Here is a 13,304-nt window from a genome sequence, read left to right on the forward strand (position 1 = left end):
CATCGCGCGGCCTTCGGCATCCTTGTCGGGGAAATAGAAGGTGTCATGCATCGCGCGCGCGGGGTGCGTTTCGGGGATGTTGAGTGCGGTGAAATTGCGCCAGTCGTCCTCGATCTCGGGCCCCGTCGCGACCGCAAAGCCCATGTCGGCGAATATTTCGGCGATTTCGTCCATGACCTGGCTAACCGGATGGACGCTGCCTTTGGGGGCGGCGTCGGCAGGCAGCGTCATGTCGAGACGCTCGGCGGCGAGCTTCGCCTCGAGCGCCGCGCCTTCGAGCGCGACCTTGCGCGCGGCGAGCGCGTTGGTGACGGCTTCGCGCAGCGCGTGGATCTGCGGCCCCTGCGTCTGGCGTTCGTCGGGGGTCATGCCGCCCAGCGTCTTGAGCAGGGCCGACACGCTGCCCGCCTTGCCAAGCGCCGCGACGCGCAGCGCCTCAACCGCGTCAAGGTCGGCGGCGGCGTCGATCTCGGCCACCAGCTTGGCCTGCATGGCCTGATAATCGCTCATCGTCTTTTTCGTCCTGCGGCGGCCGCGCACCGGTTCGCGCGCGACCGTCTTTAGCCTGTTTCTGTCCGGCCTGCGGCGGCGCAAAGCCTGCCATTGCCCCGTCGCCGCTTGCACCGAAGGACGCGCGCGGGTCAACCCCGAAGCGCGGGGGCAGGCGGTTCAGCCTCCGGGCTTGTGCAGTCCCTGAACCGCCGCACCTGCGGCGGCGGCGCGCGCCATCGCGGCGGCGCCGAGGATGGGTTTGGGCCGCGCCGCATAGTCGCGCGGGCCGATGCCCATGAAAGCCTTGAAGTCGCGGGTGAACTGCGCCTGATCGTAATAGTGATAATCGAGCGTATCGATCCACGCCATCGAGGGGTCGAGCATGAAGCGGGCAAGGCTGCGCAGGAAGCGCTGGCGGCGCAGCAGCAGCTTCGGCGAAAAGCCGAAGGCGCGCTGGCTGAGCCGCTCGACCGAGCGTTCGGACATTCCCAGCTTGTTCGCCAGATCGGCCACACTGCCAAGATCGTCATCCATAAGCGCGGCATAGGCGGCGGCGATCGCGGGATCGTCGCGCGGCGCGCTCGCAAGCATGGCGGCAAAGCGCCCGTCGATCAGCGCCGCGCCAACTTCAAGATCCTCAATAGCGGCAAGTTCGTCGAGCAGGGGGGCGAGCGCCGCGAAGGCGGGGTGCGCCGCGCCGTCGCAAAAGCGATCGGCCATCGAATCGGCCGGAATGTCGAAGAATTTCGCCCAACCTGTAGGCAAAATGCCAATCCCCCAGGCCCGCATCGCGCCGCACGAAAAGAAGGTCGCGCGGCTTGTCGGACCTGTCGCTATGAAGGGCGCGGTGGCGCTCGGCGCATCGCTGCCGACCGACGCGAGCAGTACACTTCCGGCGATAAAACGCAGATTGGCCCATTCGGGGTGCAGATAATCGTCGATGCGTACGCTCGCCGGGGCTTCGACCTCGATGTGGTAGATGATGCTGCAATAGGGGCGCAGGGCCTCTGACACGGGAAAAAAGCGCGTGGCGACGCGCACATCTTGCGGCAGCTTCTGGTTCGCCCTGGTCCCCGGCATGGCGCCACCCTGCAAAGCGAGGCGAAAAAAAACAACAGGCTAGGCGGTCCGCCTGTCGGATTTTTACAATTTTTCCCGGTGATGCGGCGCCATATCTCGCTGCACAGGGATACTTCCACCGGCCGTCAGCTTATCTGCGACCCACGGCTATTCGGTACGGAGGGAGGGGGGCGATGCATCCATTCGGGTCATCGTCGAGACGGCGCGGAGCTTGCGGGCTCCGCGCCGTCTCTCTTTGGAAATCCTGTTCACCCCGCCGTTAGCCGCGCACGAAAAAGGGCGGCCCCTTGCGGGACCGCCCCTTTGTCTCGTCAGTGCCGGCGGCCTCAGGCGGCCTTGGGCAGCGCCGCCTTCGCCTGCGCGATGATGGCGGTGAAGACACCGCCTTCGTTCATCGCGAGATCGGCCATGACCTTGCGGTCGAGTTCGATACCGGCAAGCTTAACGCCGTGCATGAACTGCGAATAGGTCAGGCCTTCGGCGCGAACCGCAGCGTTGATGCGCTGGATCCACAGGGCGCGGAAGTTCCGCTTCTTCACCTTGCGGTCGCGATAGGCGTACTGGCCGGCCTTCTCGACCGCCTGCTTGGCGACGCGGATGGTGTTCTTGCGACGGCCGTAATAGCCCTTCGCCTGCGCCAGAATGCGGTTGTGCTTGGCGCGCGTGGTGGTGCCGCGTTTGATACGGGACATGGTTCAGGCGCTCCTTACTTCAGGCCGTAGGGCGCCCAGAGGCGCACATGGCCCGCATCGGCATCGCTGAGCACGCTGGTGCCGCGATTGGTGCGGATATATTTGCTATTGTGCGAAATCAGGCGGTGGCGCTTGCCGGCAACGCCGTGCTTCACCTTGCCCGAGGCGGTGAATTTGAAGCGCTTCTTCACACCGCTCTTGGTCTTCAGCTTGGGCATTTTCGTCTCCTTGGTTAGCGACGATATCGACCGGCCCTGGCAGCCCTTTCAGCCAGGCAGGTCAGCTCACTATCGTGCGAAGGCGCGCGCCTAGACGGATTCGCGCGGAAATGCAAGCGCGGCACGCAAAACCGTCATTGCGAGCGCTAGAAGCTCGCGCCGTCGACTTTCTGGATTGTCAGCGAATCGAGATCGGCATCCGGAACGCAGCGCAGGTTGACCGCTGCCATCTTCGACCCGTCCGGGCCCGTTCCGACCGAAAACCCTTGGCAGCCGCATGACACGCAGAATTGATGATCGATATTGTGCTTGTTGAATTTATAGGACGTCAGCCTGTCTCCGCCGCTCGTCAGGCGGAACTGGTCTATCGGCACGAAAGCGAGCAGAAAGCCCTTGCGGCGGCAGTGCGAACAGTTGCAGCTCATCGCCGTGGTGGGAATGTCGCCATCAATCGTGTAGGTCACCGCGCCGCAATGGCAGCTTCCATCGAATGCCATGTCGCTCTCCTTCGCAAGCCCGGCTCTAATGGTGGCAGGCCAGTCCCTCGATAACATCTTCGAGCCGCGCGGGATCCCCCAAGGCAATCACATGCCCGCTGCTGTCGGCGTGGAGCGGGTCACCGTTCCAGTCGCACATCGTCCCGCCGGCGCCTTCGACGATGGGAACGAGCGCTGCATAATCGTGAAGTTTCAGCCCCGCCTCGACCACCAGATCGATATGCCCGCTGGCGAGAAGGCCGTAATTGTAGCAGTCGCCGCCGAACACCATCCGCTTGTGCGCGGTCTGCGCCGCGAGCGCCATGAAATGTTCGCCGTCATGGTCGCTGAAATATTGCGGCCCCGTCGTTGCGAGCACCGCCTCTGCAAGGTTGCGGCAGGTTCGCGTCGTGGCCGGGCGGCCGTTGAACAGCGAAGGCTCGCCCATCGCGCCGGTCCAGCGTTCGCCCGCAATCGGCTGGTCGATGATACCGAGTACAGGCCAGCCGTCCTGCAACAGGGCAATCAGCGTGCCGAAGATCGGCCGGCCGGCCATGAAGCTGACCGTCCCGTCGATCGGGTCGAGCACCCACTGGCGCGCGGCGCCCGCCCGTTCGGCGCCATATTCCTCGCCGATGATCCCGTCGCGCGGAGCTTCGGCGTCCAGCAGTTTGCGCATTGCAGCTTCGGCGGCGCGATCGGCCTCGGTAACGGGCGACGCGTCAGCCTTGGCTTCGTGCGACCAGTCCGAACGGAAAAGCGGACGAATCGCGGCGCCCGCCGCATCGGCGAGGCGATGAGCAAGGGCAATGTCGGTTTCGAGCGACACGCGATCAGTCGAAGAGGCTGCTGACCGAGCTTTCGTCGGCGATGCGTTTGATCGCTTCGCCGAGCAGCGGCGCGACGGTCAGCGCGCGCACCTTGCTGCTGTCATTCACGGCGTCGGTCGGCTGGATCGAATCGGTGATGACGAGTTCAGTCAGCTCGCTCGCATCGACGCGCGCGACCGCCCCGCCAGACAGCACCCCATGGGTGCAATAAGCGACGACGCCTTCTGCCCCTGCGGCCTTCAGCGCGGCGGCGGCGTTGCACAGCGTGCCCGCCGAATCGACGATATCGTCGATCAGGACGCAGAAGCGCCCTTCGACGTCGCCGATGATGTTCATCACTTCGGATTCGCCGGCGCGTTCGCGGCGCTTGTCGACGATCGCCAGCGGCGCGTTGTCGAGCCGCTTTGCCAGCGCGCGGGCGCGCACGACGCCGCCGACGTCGGGCGACACGACCATAAGATTCTTGTCGCCGAAGCGCGCCTGGATGTCGGCGCTCATCACCGGCGCGGCGTAGAGATTGTCGGTCGGGATGTCGAAGAAGCCCTGGATCTGTCCGGCGTGCAGGTCGATTGCCAACACGCGGTCGGCCCCTGCCGTGGTGACGAGATTGGCGACCAGCTTGGCCGAAATCGGCGTGCGCGGGCCGGGTTTGCGGTCTTGGCGGGCATAACCGAAATAGGGGATCACCGCGGTGATGCGTTTCGCCGAGGCGCGGCGTAGCGCGTCGGTGATGATCAGCAATTCCATCAGATTGTCGTTCGCCGGGAAGTTGGTCGGCTGAACCACGAAAACGTCCTGACCGCGGACATTTTCGTGGATCTCGACGAAAACCTCCTCGTCGGCGAAGCGGCGCACGCTGGTATCGGTCAGCGGCAGTTCCAGATAGTCCGCGATGGCGCGGGCGAGGGGAAGATTGCTGTTGCCGGAAATCAGTTTCATGCGCGGGGCCCCTTGTCGCCGATTGGGGATGGATGCGCGCCCCTTAGCCAGCGGGCGCGCGAAGGGAAAGGGGCAATCCCGTCTAAATCCACCCCGCGGCGCGCAGCTCGGGCATCATGTCGCGCGCAACGGGCGCTTCATGGCCGCTTGTCAGCGTGACCATCGCGGTGCGACCATCGCGGCGGACGGCGGCGACGGCGGCGCGTGCGACCCACCAGCTGCGATGGATGCGCAGACCGTCGGCATCGTCCAGCCGCGCGATCGCATCGCGCATCCGCATGAGGATAAGTTCTTCCGATCGCGTACCGATTACCCGGACATAATGATCCTCGCCCTTCAGCGCGAGTATGGCGCCGAAACCGGGCGGCAGCGGTAGCGCTGCATCGGGCTGCGGTGCGACGGGGGTCGGCGGTGGCGCTGCGGGCGGCGCTGCGGCCGGGGCTGTGATCGGCGTTTCGGGAGCGGGCGGCGGGTCATCGTCGGCGCGCGGACGGAAGCTCAGCCCCATTACGCCCACGACCACCGCCGAGACGATGCTGATATAGAGATACATCGTCCAGAAGCCGGGCCAGCGCAGCGCCTCGCCGAAGCTCATCTGCATCGCCATCATCGTGACGACGAGCGTCACCGGAACGCTGGCGACGATCAGCGCGATCAGCCGCCCGCCAAGCGGTGGAAGACCGGTCGCGTCGCACAGCCAGCCCGCAACAACCCCGGTTGGACGATAGAAGACGTAGCCCGCGAGCAGCCACATCACCCAGTTGAGCATCCGGATGGCTGGCGGATTGTTGAAGGTGCCGAACGGCCCGAGTAGCCCGATCAACAGGCCGAGCGCGATCATCGCCAGCAGTTCGATCGTCAGCCGTTTCGCCATAGGGCCCTGCTTGTGCGTGCCATTTCACGAAGCGTCAACGGGCAAAGGGGCGCATTTGCGAACTATTCCGCCGCCTTGGCGAAGGCGCGCTTGTCCGTGAACGGCGCGGGGCCAGGAAGAGGGCAACCGCCGGCGAGAGCGCCGGAACAGATCGGTCTTCGAAAGGAAAAGCCGCCATGACCAGCATCGCCGTCCCCGCCGCCACGGCGCGTCGTCCCGTCAAATTGTCGCACCGCATCGGGCTGACCGCGCTCCTCGTTCTCGGCGGCATCGCTGCGGCGCTGCTGGCGCGCTCGTTCATGGGGCCGTCGACCTATCGTACGCCGATGTGGGCGATCTGGCTCCATCTTGCGACTGTCGTCCCCGCGGTGCCGCTTGGCGCCTGGCTGCTCTGGCGCCGCCGCAAGGGCGATCTGGCGCACAAGATCGGCGGGCGCGCCTGGGCAGCGATGATGGTCGTGACGGCGATCGACAGTTTCTGGATCCGGACCGTTACCGGGACGATCAGTCCTATCCACATCTTTTCGCTGATCGTGCTCGTCCAGCTGCCGCGGGCGATCCGGTTCGCCCAGATCGGCGACATCGAGCGTCACCTCAAGCTGATGCGGGGCATCTATATCGGTCTGATCGCGGCGGGCTTCTTTGCGATGGCGCCGGGCCGGACGCTGTGGACGCTGGCTTTCGGTTGAATTTGGAGCGCGGTGGCCTATTGGCGGGAGCATGACCGATGCCCCCGCCGCCACGCTGTCCATCGTCCTGTCGCAGATGACGCAGAGCGTCGGCGACCTTGCTGCCAATGTCGCTGCGATGCGCGCCGTCCGCGCTCGGCACAGCGGCGCCGACCTGATCCTCTATCCCGAACTGCAACTGATCGGTTATCCGCCCGAGGATCTGGTGCTCAAGCCCGCGCTCGCCGATCGCGCCGCGCGCCTGCTGACCGAGCTGGCGGCGGACACTGCCGATGGCGGTCCGGCGATGCTGGTGGGTTCGGTCGAGCGCGACGGCGACGGCCGCCTCTACAATATCGTCGCGCTGCTCGACGGCGGCCGGATCGTCGCGACGCGGCGCAAGCACGAATTGCCCAATTATGGCACCTTCGATGAAAAGCGCGTCTTCGCACCCGGCCCGCTGCCCGATGTCGTCGAATGGCGCGGGGTTCGGCTGGGACTGCCGATCTGCGAGGACGGCTGGTTTCCCACGGTCTGCGCGCATCTGGCAGCACAGGGCGCGGATCTGCTGATCTCGGTCAACGGCAGCCCTTATGAAATCGACAAGGACGACCGCCGGCTGACACAAGTGTTCGCAGCGCGTGTCGCCGAAACGAAACTGCCGCTCATTTTCCTCAATCGCATCGGAGGACAGGACGAGCTGGTGTTCGACGGCTGCTCCTTCGTGCTGAACGGCGACGGGCGCGCGGCGCATCGCCTCACCGACTGGGAAGCCGAAGAGCGCGTGACCCGTTGGACGAAAGAAGCTGATGGTTGGATCTGCGGGCCCGGCGCGATCGCCGAATGGGACGCGCATCCAGCCGACATATATGATGCGATGGTGCTGTCGCTGCGCGACTATGTCGAGCGTAATCGCTTTCCCGGCGTCGTGCTGGGCCTGTCTGGTGGCATAGATTCGGCGATCTGCGCCGCGATCGCCGCCGACGCGCTCGGCCCCGACAAGGTGTGGTGCGTGATGCTGCCGAGCCGCTTTACCAGCCAGGACAGCCTCGACGATGCGGCGGGCTGCGCTGGCATGATCGGGTGCCGGCTCGACACGATCTCGATCGTCCCGGCGGTCGAGGCCTTCGATACGATGCTGTCGGACAGCTTTGCCGACGCGGCGGTCGATACGACCGAGGAGAATGTCCAGTCGCGCATCCGCGGCGTCACGCTGATGGCGCTCAGCAACAAGTTTGGCCCGATGCTGATGACGACGGGGAACAAGAGCGAGATGAGCGTCGGCTATGCGACCATCTATGGCGACATGGCGGGCGGCTATAATCCGCTGAAGGATGCCTACAAGACCACGGTGTTCGCGGTGTCGCGCTGGCGCAACGCGAATGTCCCGCGCCTTTCGCGCAATCCGGTGACGCCAGTGATGCCCGACCGCATCATCACCAAGCCGCCCAGCGCCGAGCTCCGCCCCGACCAGAAGGACGAGGACAGCCTGCCGCCCTATGAGGATCTCGATCGCATGCTCCACATGCTGGTCGAAGAGGAAGCGAGCGTCGACGATGTGGTCGCGCGCTACGGCTTCGACCGCGACGTGGTGGCGCGCATCGAACGGCTGCTGGCGATCGCCGAATATAAGCGGCGCCAGGCGCCGCCGGGGGTCAAGCTGTCGACGCGCAACTTTGGCCGCGACCGCCGCTATCCGATCACGCACGGCTTTCGCACCGCCTGACTCGCATCGCGCGCGAAACCGGTTATAGGCGCGCCATGACCGTCATCACCCGCTTCGCTCCCTCGCCGACCGGCAGCCTGCACGTCGGCAATGTCCGCACCGCGCTCCACAACTGGATGTGGGCGCGCAAGCATGGCGGGCGCTTCCTGCTCCGCATCGACGATACCGATCTCGAACGCTCGAAGGAGGAATATGTCGAGGGCATCCGCGCCGATCTCGCATGGCTGGGTCTCGATATCGACGGCGAGGAGCGCCAGTCGGCGCGCTTCGCGCTCTATGAGGCCGAGTTTGAAAAGCTGAAGGCGGCGGGCCGCGTCTATGCCTGTTACGAGACGCCCGAGGAGCTGGAAATCCGGCGCAAGATTTTGCTCTCGCGCGGGCTGCCGCCGGTCTATGAGCGTAAGCCCGCCGACGCGCCGGTGCCCGAAGGCGTGGCGCCGCACTGGCGCTTCCGCCTCGACGAGGGCGCGCCGATCGAATGGACCGACCTCATTCGCGGACCGCAGCATTTCGACCCCAGGACCATGTCCGACCCGGTCGTGCGCCGCGCCGACGGCAGCTGGCTCTATCTCTTGCCGAGCGTGATCGACGATGTTGCCATGGGTATCACGCATGTCGTGCGCGGCGAGGATCATGTGTCGAACACCGCGGCGCAGATCCAGATGTTTCAGGCGCTCGGCGCGACGCCGCCCGCATTCGCGCACGAGGCGCTGCTCGTCGGCACCGAAGGCAAGTTGTCGAAGCGCCTCGGCTCGCTCGGCATGACAGCGCTGCGCGAGAATGGTATCGAACCGATCGCGCTCGTCGCGCTGCTGGCGCGCCTCGGGACGAGCGACCCGGTCGAGCCGGTGACGAGCGCGGCACCGCTGATCGAAGCGATCGACTTCGCGCGCTTCGGCCGCGCGCCGGCGCGCTTCGACGAGGCCGAGCTGGCGCTGCTCAACCAGAAGATTCTGCACCACACTGATTATCATGCGGTTGCGCCGCGCCTGCCGCTCGCGATCGACGCCGCGCGCTGGAACGCGATTCGTCCCAATCTGATGACCGTGGCCGAGGCTGCGGAATGGGCTCCGGTGTTCGACGGGCCGTTCGCGCCGCCCGTCCCCGACGCCGCCGATCGCCCGGTACTTGCCGCCGCTGCGGCCGCGGCGGCAGCGCTCGATTGGGATGCCGACCCCTGGCACGCGCTCACTGCCGCAGTGAAGGCTGCGACCGGGGCGAAGGGGCGGGCGCTCTTTCTGCCTCTGCGCCGCGCGCTGACGGGCCGCGACCATGGGCCCGACATGGCCGAACTGCTGCCGCTGATCGCCAAGGATCAGGCAGTGGCGCGCCTCTCCATTTCTTGAACGCGACGCCGGCGCATTCCTATCTGGCCGCTTGACAATTGCCGTAACGTTATATTATCACATAAACTGATCCGGCAGACAGCTCGGGCAGAAACGGGCGGCACCGGTCACAGGCAAGGAGAGAGGCCATGACCCTGATTCCCCTGATCTCGGCGATCGTATCGGCGCCCGAGGCGACCACCGCAGTTGCCGGCGCCGCGCCGCCGCGCCGCAATAGCTACGATCCCGGCGCGGGCCATCGGCCCGTGGCGTTCGCCTGCGCGGTCGGCCTGCCGGTGGCGCTCGTCGTTGCGGTCGCATTGTCGCCGATCATCATCGAAAAGGCGCCTGTGCTCGCGCCGCTGACCGGCACGCTGATCGAAATCGAAAAGCCCAAACCGCCCGAGGCGAAGCCCGAGGCCAAGCCCAGCCCCAGAAGCAACGCGCCGACCGAGGCGGTGCGACCGCTGGTCGATACATTTCCCCCGGCCGACCGAGGGGTCGAGGTGAAGCCGGTGATACCCGACCCGCTTCCTTATGATCCCGGCCCGACGACGGTCCCGCCAGCCGATCCGCCCAAGCCGCCGCCGCTCGTCCTGGCCGAACTCGACCAGCGTTTTGCCGGCAGCTTTCAGCCCGATTATCCCGCAAGCGAGCAGCGGCGCGAGATCGAAGGCAGCGCGAAGGTGCGCGTGCTGATCGGTACCGACGGCCGGGTCAAGGCGGTCGAACTGATCAGTAGCGACAGCCCGGGCTTTTTCACCGAAACGAAACGCCGCGCGCTCGCCAAATGGCGCTTCAAGCCGGCGACCCGCGGCGGGGTGGCTGAGGAAAGCTGGAAGGTGATGGTCGTGCATTTCCAGATCCGCAACGGCTGACCCCCATCGCGAGACCCCTCCCGGGGGCGGGCGCACCCCATCGACCCGCCCCTTTTTGACCACAGATTGCTTGACATTGACCGCGAATCCGGCCAATGGCGCCCGGATAAATGAGGGCGGCGCCCGCGCGCGGCCCTCTTTGTTTTTCATAGCAACCGTCGGGGCCCCCAGTCCCGCCACATGTGCCGGACGATCCGGCGGATGTGCCAATAGTTCGAGGATCAGGGCCATGGCCAAGCCGACGACCGTCAAGATCAAGCTGGTGAGCACCGCCGACACGGGCTTTTTCTATGTCACCAAGAAGAACCCGCGCACGATGACCGAGAAGATGTCGGTGCGCAAATATGACCCGCGTGCGCGCAAGCACGTCGAGTTCAAGGAAGCCAAGATCAAGTAAGCGCGCTACCCGCGTCCCGATGACGCGGGTCCGCAAAGACTTGTCCCGGCATCGTCGGGATTGCGAAGGGCGGCGCTGAGCCGCCCTTTTTGCGTGCGCGAGCAGCGCGCCGTAAAGCGCCCGCACCGCAGGACGGCGCGGCCAGGGAAATCAGGCGGCCATCAATATGCCGCTGTAGGACCGGTCGTCGAACGTCAGTCCGGCGCCCATGGCAACGCAGATCAGCGCATCTTCGGCGACCAGCACCGGCAGGCCGGTCGCCGCCGAGATCGCCTGATCCATCCGGCGCAACAGCGCGCCGCCGCCAGTCAGCATGATCCCCGCATCGATGATATCGGCCGACAATTCGGGCGGGGTCCGTTCCAGCGCCGCCTTTACCGCGCTGACGATCTGGCCCACCGGTTCGGCCAGTGCTTCGGCGATTTCGGCTTCGGAGACGCTGATTTCGGACGGGCGGCCGCTGACGAGATCGCGCCCTTTGACGGCCATGACGACGCCTTCGCCCTGCGGCGGCACGGCGGAGCCGATCGCGAGCTTGATGCGCTCGGCCGTCATCTCGCCAATCATCATATTATGCTTGCGGCGGATATACGACGCGATCATGTCGTCCATCTTGTCGCCGCCGACGCGCACCGAACTGCTGTGCGCGACACCGCCGAGCGACAGCACGGCCACTTCGGTGGTGCCGCCGCCGATATCGACAACCATTGTTCCCTGCGGTTCGGTGACGGGCAAGCCGGCGCCGATCGCCGCGGCGAGCGGTTCCTCGATCAACTGAACGCTGCTCGCGCCGGCGTTGGAGGCCGCGTCGCGGATCGCGCGCCGCTCGACATGCGTCGATCCCGACGGCACGCACACCACGACATGGCCGCGTCGCCGCAAGCGACTTGTGCCGTTGAGGGCCTTGTCGATGAAATGCTTGATCATCTGTTCGGCCAGATCGATGTCGGCGATCACGCCGTCGCGCAGCGGTCGCAGCGCATCGAGATTGGCGGGCGTCTTGCCCATCATCAGCTTGGCATCGGCGCCGACCGCCTTGACGCGGCGCACGCCGTCGCGCGTTTCGATCGCTATCACCGATGGTTCGTTGAGCACGATACCGCGGCCGCGGACATAGATGACGGTGTTGACCGTGCCGAGATCGATCGCGACATCTTGTGCGTGCGATGCGAAGCGTTGGAAAATCTTCATAAGCGGGGCGAAACCTCGATCCTTCCAGAATCCGATACAAGCGCCCCGCCCCCCGGCCTTCGCTCGCTCAATCCATAGTTCGCCGCTTGGAAAACTGTGCCCGCCAGGTCAATGCCCGTGCGAGCCAAAGCGTGGGTTTCGCACGCCTGATCGATAAGCTGGGCCGGAACTGTGCCGGTTTCTAGCGCCGGAACGGGTCGTCGCGCAGCGAACGGCCCGCGGTTTCGGGCATGTAATGAAGCGCGACGAGTCCGACGAGACACGCCGCCATCATGTAATAGGCAGGCATCAGCGGGTCGCCGGTCGCGGAGATCAGCGCGCTGCCGACCATCGGTGCGGTGCCGCCGAAGATCGACGTCGAGATATTATAGGCGATCGCAAAGCCGGCAAAACGCACCGCGGTGGGAAAGAGCGCGGGAAAGGTTGCCGAGATTGTCGCGAGCTGCGGCACATAGAGCAGGCCGAGCAGCAGGAAGCCGGCGACCGCCCCCGCGAAGCCCGTGCCGATCAGCATATAGAGCGGGATGACCGCGACGAGCAACGCGAGGAGTGAAAAGCGCCACATCGGCCGCCGTCCGACCCGGTCCGACAGCGCGCCCGCAAAGGGCAGAAAGACCATCATGAACAGCATCCCGATGATCGGAACGAGCAGCGCCTGATCGGGCGCCAAGCCGATCCGCCGCTCGAGATAGGTCGGCATATAGCTGAGCAGTGTATAATTGACGACGTTCAGCGCGACGACGAGCCCGCCGACGACGAGCAGCGGCCGCCAGTGATCCCTGCCCAGCGCGGCGAGTCCGGGCGAGGGCCGGTCTTCGGCCGACTGCTGCGCCTCCAGAAAGATGGGCGTATCCTCCATCTTCGAGCGGACATACATGCCGATCAACCCGATCGGACCGGCGACAAGGAAGGGGATGCGCCACCCCCATTCGTGCATCGCCGCATCGCCAAGGTGCAGTGAATAGCCGAGCATCAGCGCGGCGCCGAAAGAAAAGCCCGCGAGTGTTCCGAATTCGAGGAAGCTGCCATAGAAGCCGCGCCGGGCGTCGGGGGCATATTCGGCCATGAAAGTCGCCGCGCCGCCATATTCGCCGCCGGTCGAAAAACCTTGGATCATCCGCAGCAGGACGAGGATCGCGGGCGCCCAGAAGCCGATACTGTCATAGGATGGGATCAGGCCGACGGCGAAGGTCGCGCCCGCCATCATAAGGATCGTCATCGCGAGCACGGACTTGCGGCCGATGCGGTCGCCGAGCGGCCCCCAGAACAGTCCGCCGAGGGGGCGGACAAGGAAGGAAATGGCGAAGGTCGCGAGCGCGAAGAGCACCGCCTCGCTCGCCTCGCCGGGGAAAAGCGCGGCCGAGATGTAGGTGACGCCATAGGCGTAAATGCCATAGTCGAACCATTCGACCGCATTGCCGAGCGCCGACGCCCCGATCGCGCGACGCAGCGTCGATTGGGTGGGGAGCGGCGCGGGCTGTCCGGCGGCGGGGAGCGGGGACGAACGGTCCATGGGTC

General features: G+C 65.8%; 15 protein-coding genes. 5 read left to right on the plus strand and 10 right to left on the minus strand.

Translation table 11 applies throughout. The features are described from left to right. From ACT17R_RS08415 to ACT17R_RS08450, 8 genes are all read right to left on the minus strand, one after another. A partial coding sequence (locus ACT17R_RS08415) for a tRNA ligase subunit PheS family protein (protein ID WP_444809257.1) occupies positions 1 to 510 on the minus strand: 510 nt, incomplete at its 3' end. 159 nt (positions 511 to 669) lie between these two features. After that, positions 670 to 1,572, minus strand: a complete 903-nt coding sequence (locus tag ACT17R_RS08420; RefSeq protein ID WP_444809258.1) for a helix-turn-helix domain-containing protein — start codon at positions 1,570 to 1,572, stop codon at positions 670 to 672. Between the two features lie 326 nt (positions 1,573 to 1,898). Beyond that, a complete protein-coding gene (rplT, locus tag ACT17R_RS08425; protein ID WP_062901371.1) occupies positions 1,899 to 2,264 on the minus strand; it encodes a 50S ribosomal protein L20 in 366 nt (121 codons plus the stop codon). A 14-nt stretch (positions 2,265 to 2,278) separates the two neighbouring features. Further along, the gene (gene rpmI, locus ACT17R_RS08430) at positions 2,279 to 2,482 is read right to left on the minus strand and encodes a 50S ribosomal protein L35 (RefSeq protein ID WP_003042306.1); all 204 of its coding nucleotides are present in this window, start codon (positions 2,480 to 2,482) and stop codon (positions 2,279 to 2,281) included. 146 nt (positions 2,483 to 2,628) lie between these two features. Then, positions 2,629 to 2,979: a GFA family protein gene (locus ACT17R_RS08435; RefSeq protein ID WP_186401450.1), complete on the minus strand. Its 351-nt coding sequence runs from the start codon at positions 2,977 to 2,979 to the stop codon at positions 2,629 to 2,631. 25 nt (positions 2,980 to 3,004) lie between these two features. Further along, positions 3,005 to 3,787: a histidinol-phosphatase gene (gene hisN, locus ACT17R_RS08440; protein ID WP_444809259.1), complete on the minus strand. Its 783-nt coding sequence runs from the start codon at positions 3,785 to 3,787 to the stop codon at positions 3,005 to 3,007. Positions 3,788 to 3,791: 4 nt separating this feature from the next. Next, positions 3,792 to 4,727, minus strand: a complete 936-nt coding sequence (locus ACT17R_RS08445; RefSeq protein WP_003042312.1) for a ribose-phosphate pyrophosphokinase — start codon at positions 4,725 to 4,727, stop codon at positions 3,792 to 3,794. Positions 4,728 to 4,809: 82 nt separating this feature from the next. Then, complete coding sequence (locus ACT17R_RS08450) at positions 4,810 to 5,601, minus strand: LytTR family DNA-binding domain-containing protein (RefSeq protein WP_186401448.1); 792 nt, start codon at positions 5,599 to 5,601, stop codon at positions 4,810 to 4,812. 176 nt (positions 5,602 to 5,777) lie between these two features. Here ACT17R_RS08450 and ACT17R_RS08455 point away from each other — a divergent pair, with 176 nt between their 5' ends. The 5 genes from ACT17R_RS08455 (at position 5,778) to rpmG (ending at position 10,595) form a co-directional block, all read left to right on the plus strand. Further along, complete coding sequence (locus tag ACT17R_RS08455; protein WP_444809260.1) at positions 5,778 to 6,290, plus strand: DUF2306 domain-containing protein; 513 nt, start codon at positions 5,778 to 5,780, stop codon at positions 6,288 to 6,290. A 31-nt stretch (positions 6,291 to 6,321) separates the two neighbouring features. After that, positions 6,322 to 7,995, plus strand: a complete 1,674-nt coding sequence (locus ACT17R_RS08460; protein WP_062901366.1) for an NAD+ synthase — start codon at positions 6,322 to 6,324, stop codon at positions 7,993 to 7,995. Between the two features lie 35 nt (positions 7,996 to 8,030). After that, a complete protein-coding gene (gene gltX, locus ACT17R_RS08465) occupies positions 8,031 to 9,341 on the plus strand; it encodes a glutamate--tRNA ligase (RefSeq protein WP_444809261.1) in 1,311 nt (436 codons plus the stop codon). A 128-nt stretch (positions 9,342 to 9,469) separates the two neighbouring features. Next, positions 9,470 to 10,198 (plus strand): TonB family protein, encoded by a 729-nt coding sequence (locus ACT17R_RS08470; RefSeq protein WP_444809262.1) that lies wholly within the window; start codon positions 9,470 to 9,472, stop codon positions 10,196 to 10,198. A gap of 229 nt (positions 10,199 to 10,427) precedes the next feature. Beyond that, positions 10,428 to 10,595 carry a 50S ribosomal protein L33 gene (rpmG, locus tag ACT17R_RS08475; protein WP_003042331.1) on the plus strand — a complete coding sequence of 56 codons (168 nt, stop codon included), beginning with the start codon at positions 10,428 to 10,430 and terminating at the stop codon, positions 10,593 to 10,595. A 150-nt stretch (positions 10,596 to 10,745) separates the two neighbouring features. Here rpmG and ACT17R_RS08480 read toward each other — a convergent pair whose 3' ends face one another. Then, positions 10,746 to 11,786, minus strand: a complete 1,041-nt coding sequence (locus ACT17R_RS08480; RefSeq protein ID WP_263587973.1) for a rod shape-determining protein — start codon at positions 11,784 to 11,786, stop codon at positions 10,746 to 10,748. A gap of 181 nt (positions 11,787 to 11,967) precedes the next feature. Beyond that, entirely contained in the window at positions 11,968 to 13,299 is a 1,332-nt protein-coding gene (locus ACT17R_RS08485; RefSeq protein WP_062901362.1) for an MFS transporter, read from the minus strand. Between the last annotated feature and the right edge of the window lie 5 nt (positions 13,300 to 13,304).

It is taken from the genome of Sphingopyxis sp. Q841, assembly GCF_052384365.1.
GTDB classification, from domain to species: Bacteria; Pseudomonadota; Alphaproteobacteria; order Sphingomonadales; family Sphingomonadaceae; genus Sphingopyxis; species Sphingopyxis terrae_A.

Excerpts from the sequence above, each read along its gene's own strand:
- rpmG (WP_003042331.1), top strand. The coding sequence starts at position 10,428 with ATGGCCAAGCCGACGACCGTCAAGATCAAGCTGGTGAGCACCGCCGAC.
- ACT17R_RS08460 (WP_062901366.1), top strand. The coding sequence starts at position 6,322 with ATGACCGATGCCCCCGCCGCCACGCTGTCCATCGTCCTGTCGCAGATG.
- ACT17R_RS08435 (WP_186401450.1), bottom strand. The coding sequence starts at position 2,979 with ATGGCATTCGATGGAAGCTGCCATTGCGGCGCGGTGACCTACACGATT.
- ACT17R_RS08450 (WP_186401448.1), bottom strand. The coding sequence starts at position 5,601 with ATGGCGAAACGGCTGACGATCGAACTGCTGGCGATGATCGCGCTCGGC.
- ACT17R_RS08470 (WP_444809262.1), top strand. The coding sequence starts at position 9,470 with ATGACCCTGATTCCCCTGATCTCGGCGATCGTATCGGCGCCCGAGGCG.
- gltX (WP_444809261.1), top strand. The coding sequence starts at position 8,031 with ATGACCGTCATCACCCGCTTCGCTCCCTCGCCGACCGGCAGCCTGCAC.
- ACT17R_RS08455 (WP_444809260.1), top strand. The coding sequence starts at position 5,778 with ATGACCAGCATCGCCGTCCCCGCCGCCACGGCGCGTCGTCCCGTCAAA.
- ACT17R_RS08480 (WP_263587973.1), bottom strand. The coding sequence starts at position 11,786 with ATGAAGATTTTCCAACGCTTCGCATCGCACGCACAAGATGTCGCGATC.
- ACT17R_RS08485 (WP_062901362.1), bottom strand. The coding sequence starts at position 13,299 with ATGGACCGTTCGTCCCCGCTCCCCGCCGCCGGACAGCCCGCGCCGCTC.
- ACT17R_RS08420 (WP_444809258.1), bottom strand. The coding sequence starts at position 1,572 with ATGCCGGGGACCAGGGCGAACCAGAAGCTGCCGCAAGATGTGCGCGTC.
- rplT (WP_062901371.1), bottom strand. The coding sequence starts at position 2,264 with ATGTCCCGTATCAAACGCGGCACCACCACGCGCGCCAAGCACAACCGC.
- rpmI (WP_003042306.1), bottom strand. The coding sequence starts at position 2,482 with ATGCCCAAGCTGAAGACCAAGAGCGGTGTGAAGAAGCGCTTCAAATTC.
- ACT17R_RS08445 (WP_003042312.1), bottom strand. The coding sequence starts at position 4,727 with ATGAAACTGATTTCCGGCAACAGCAATCTTCCCCTCGCCCGCGCCATC.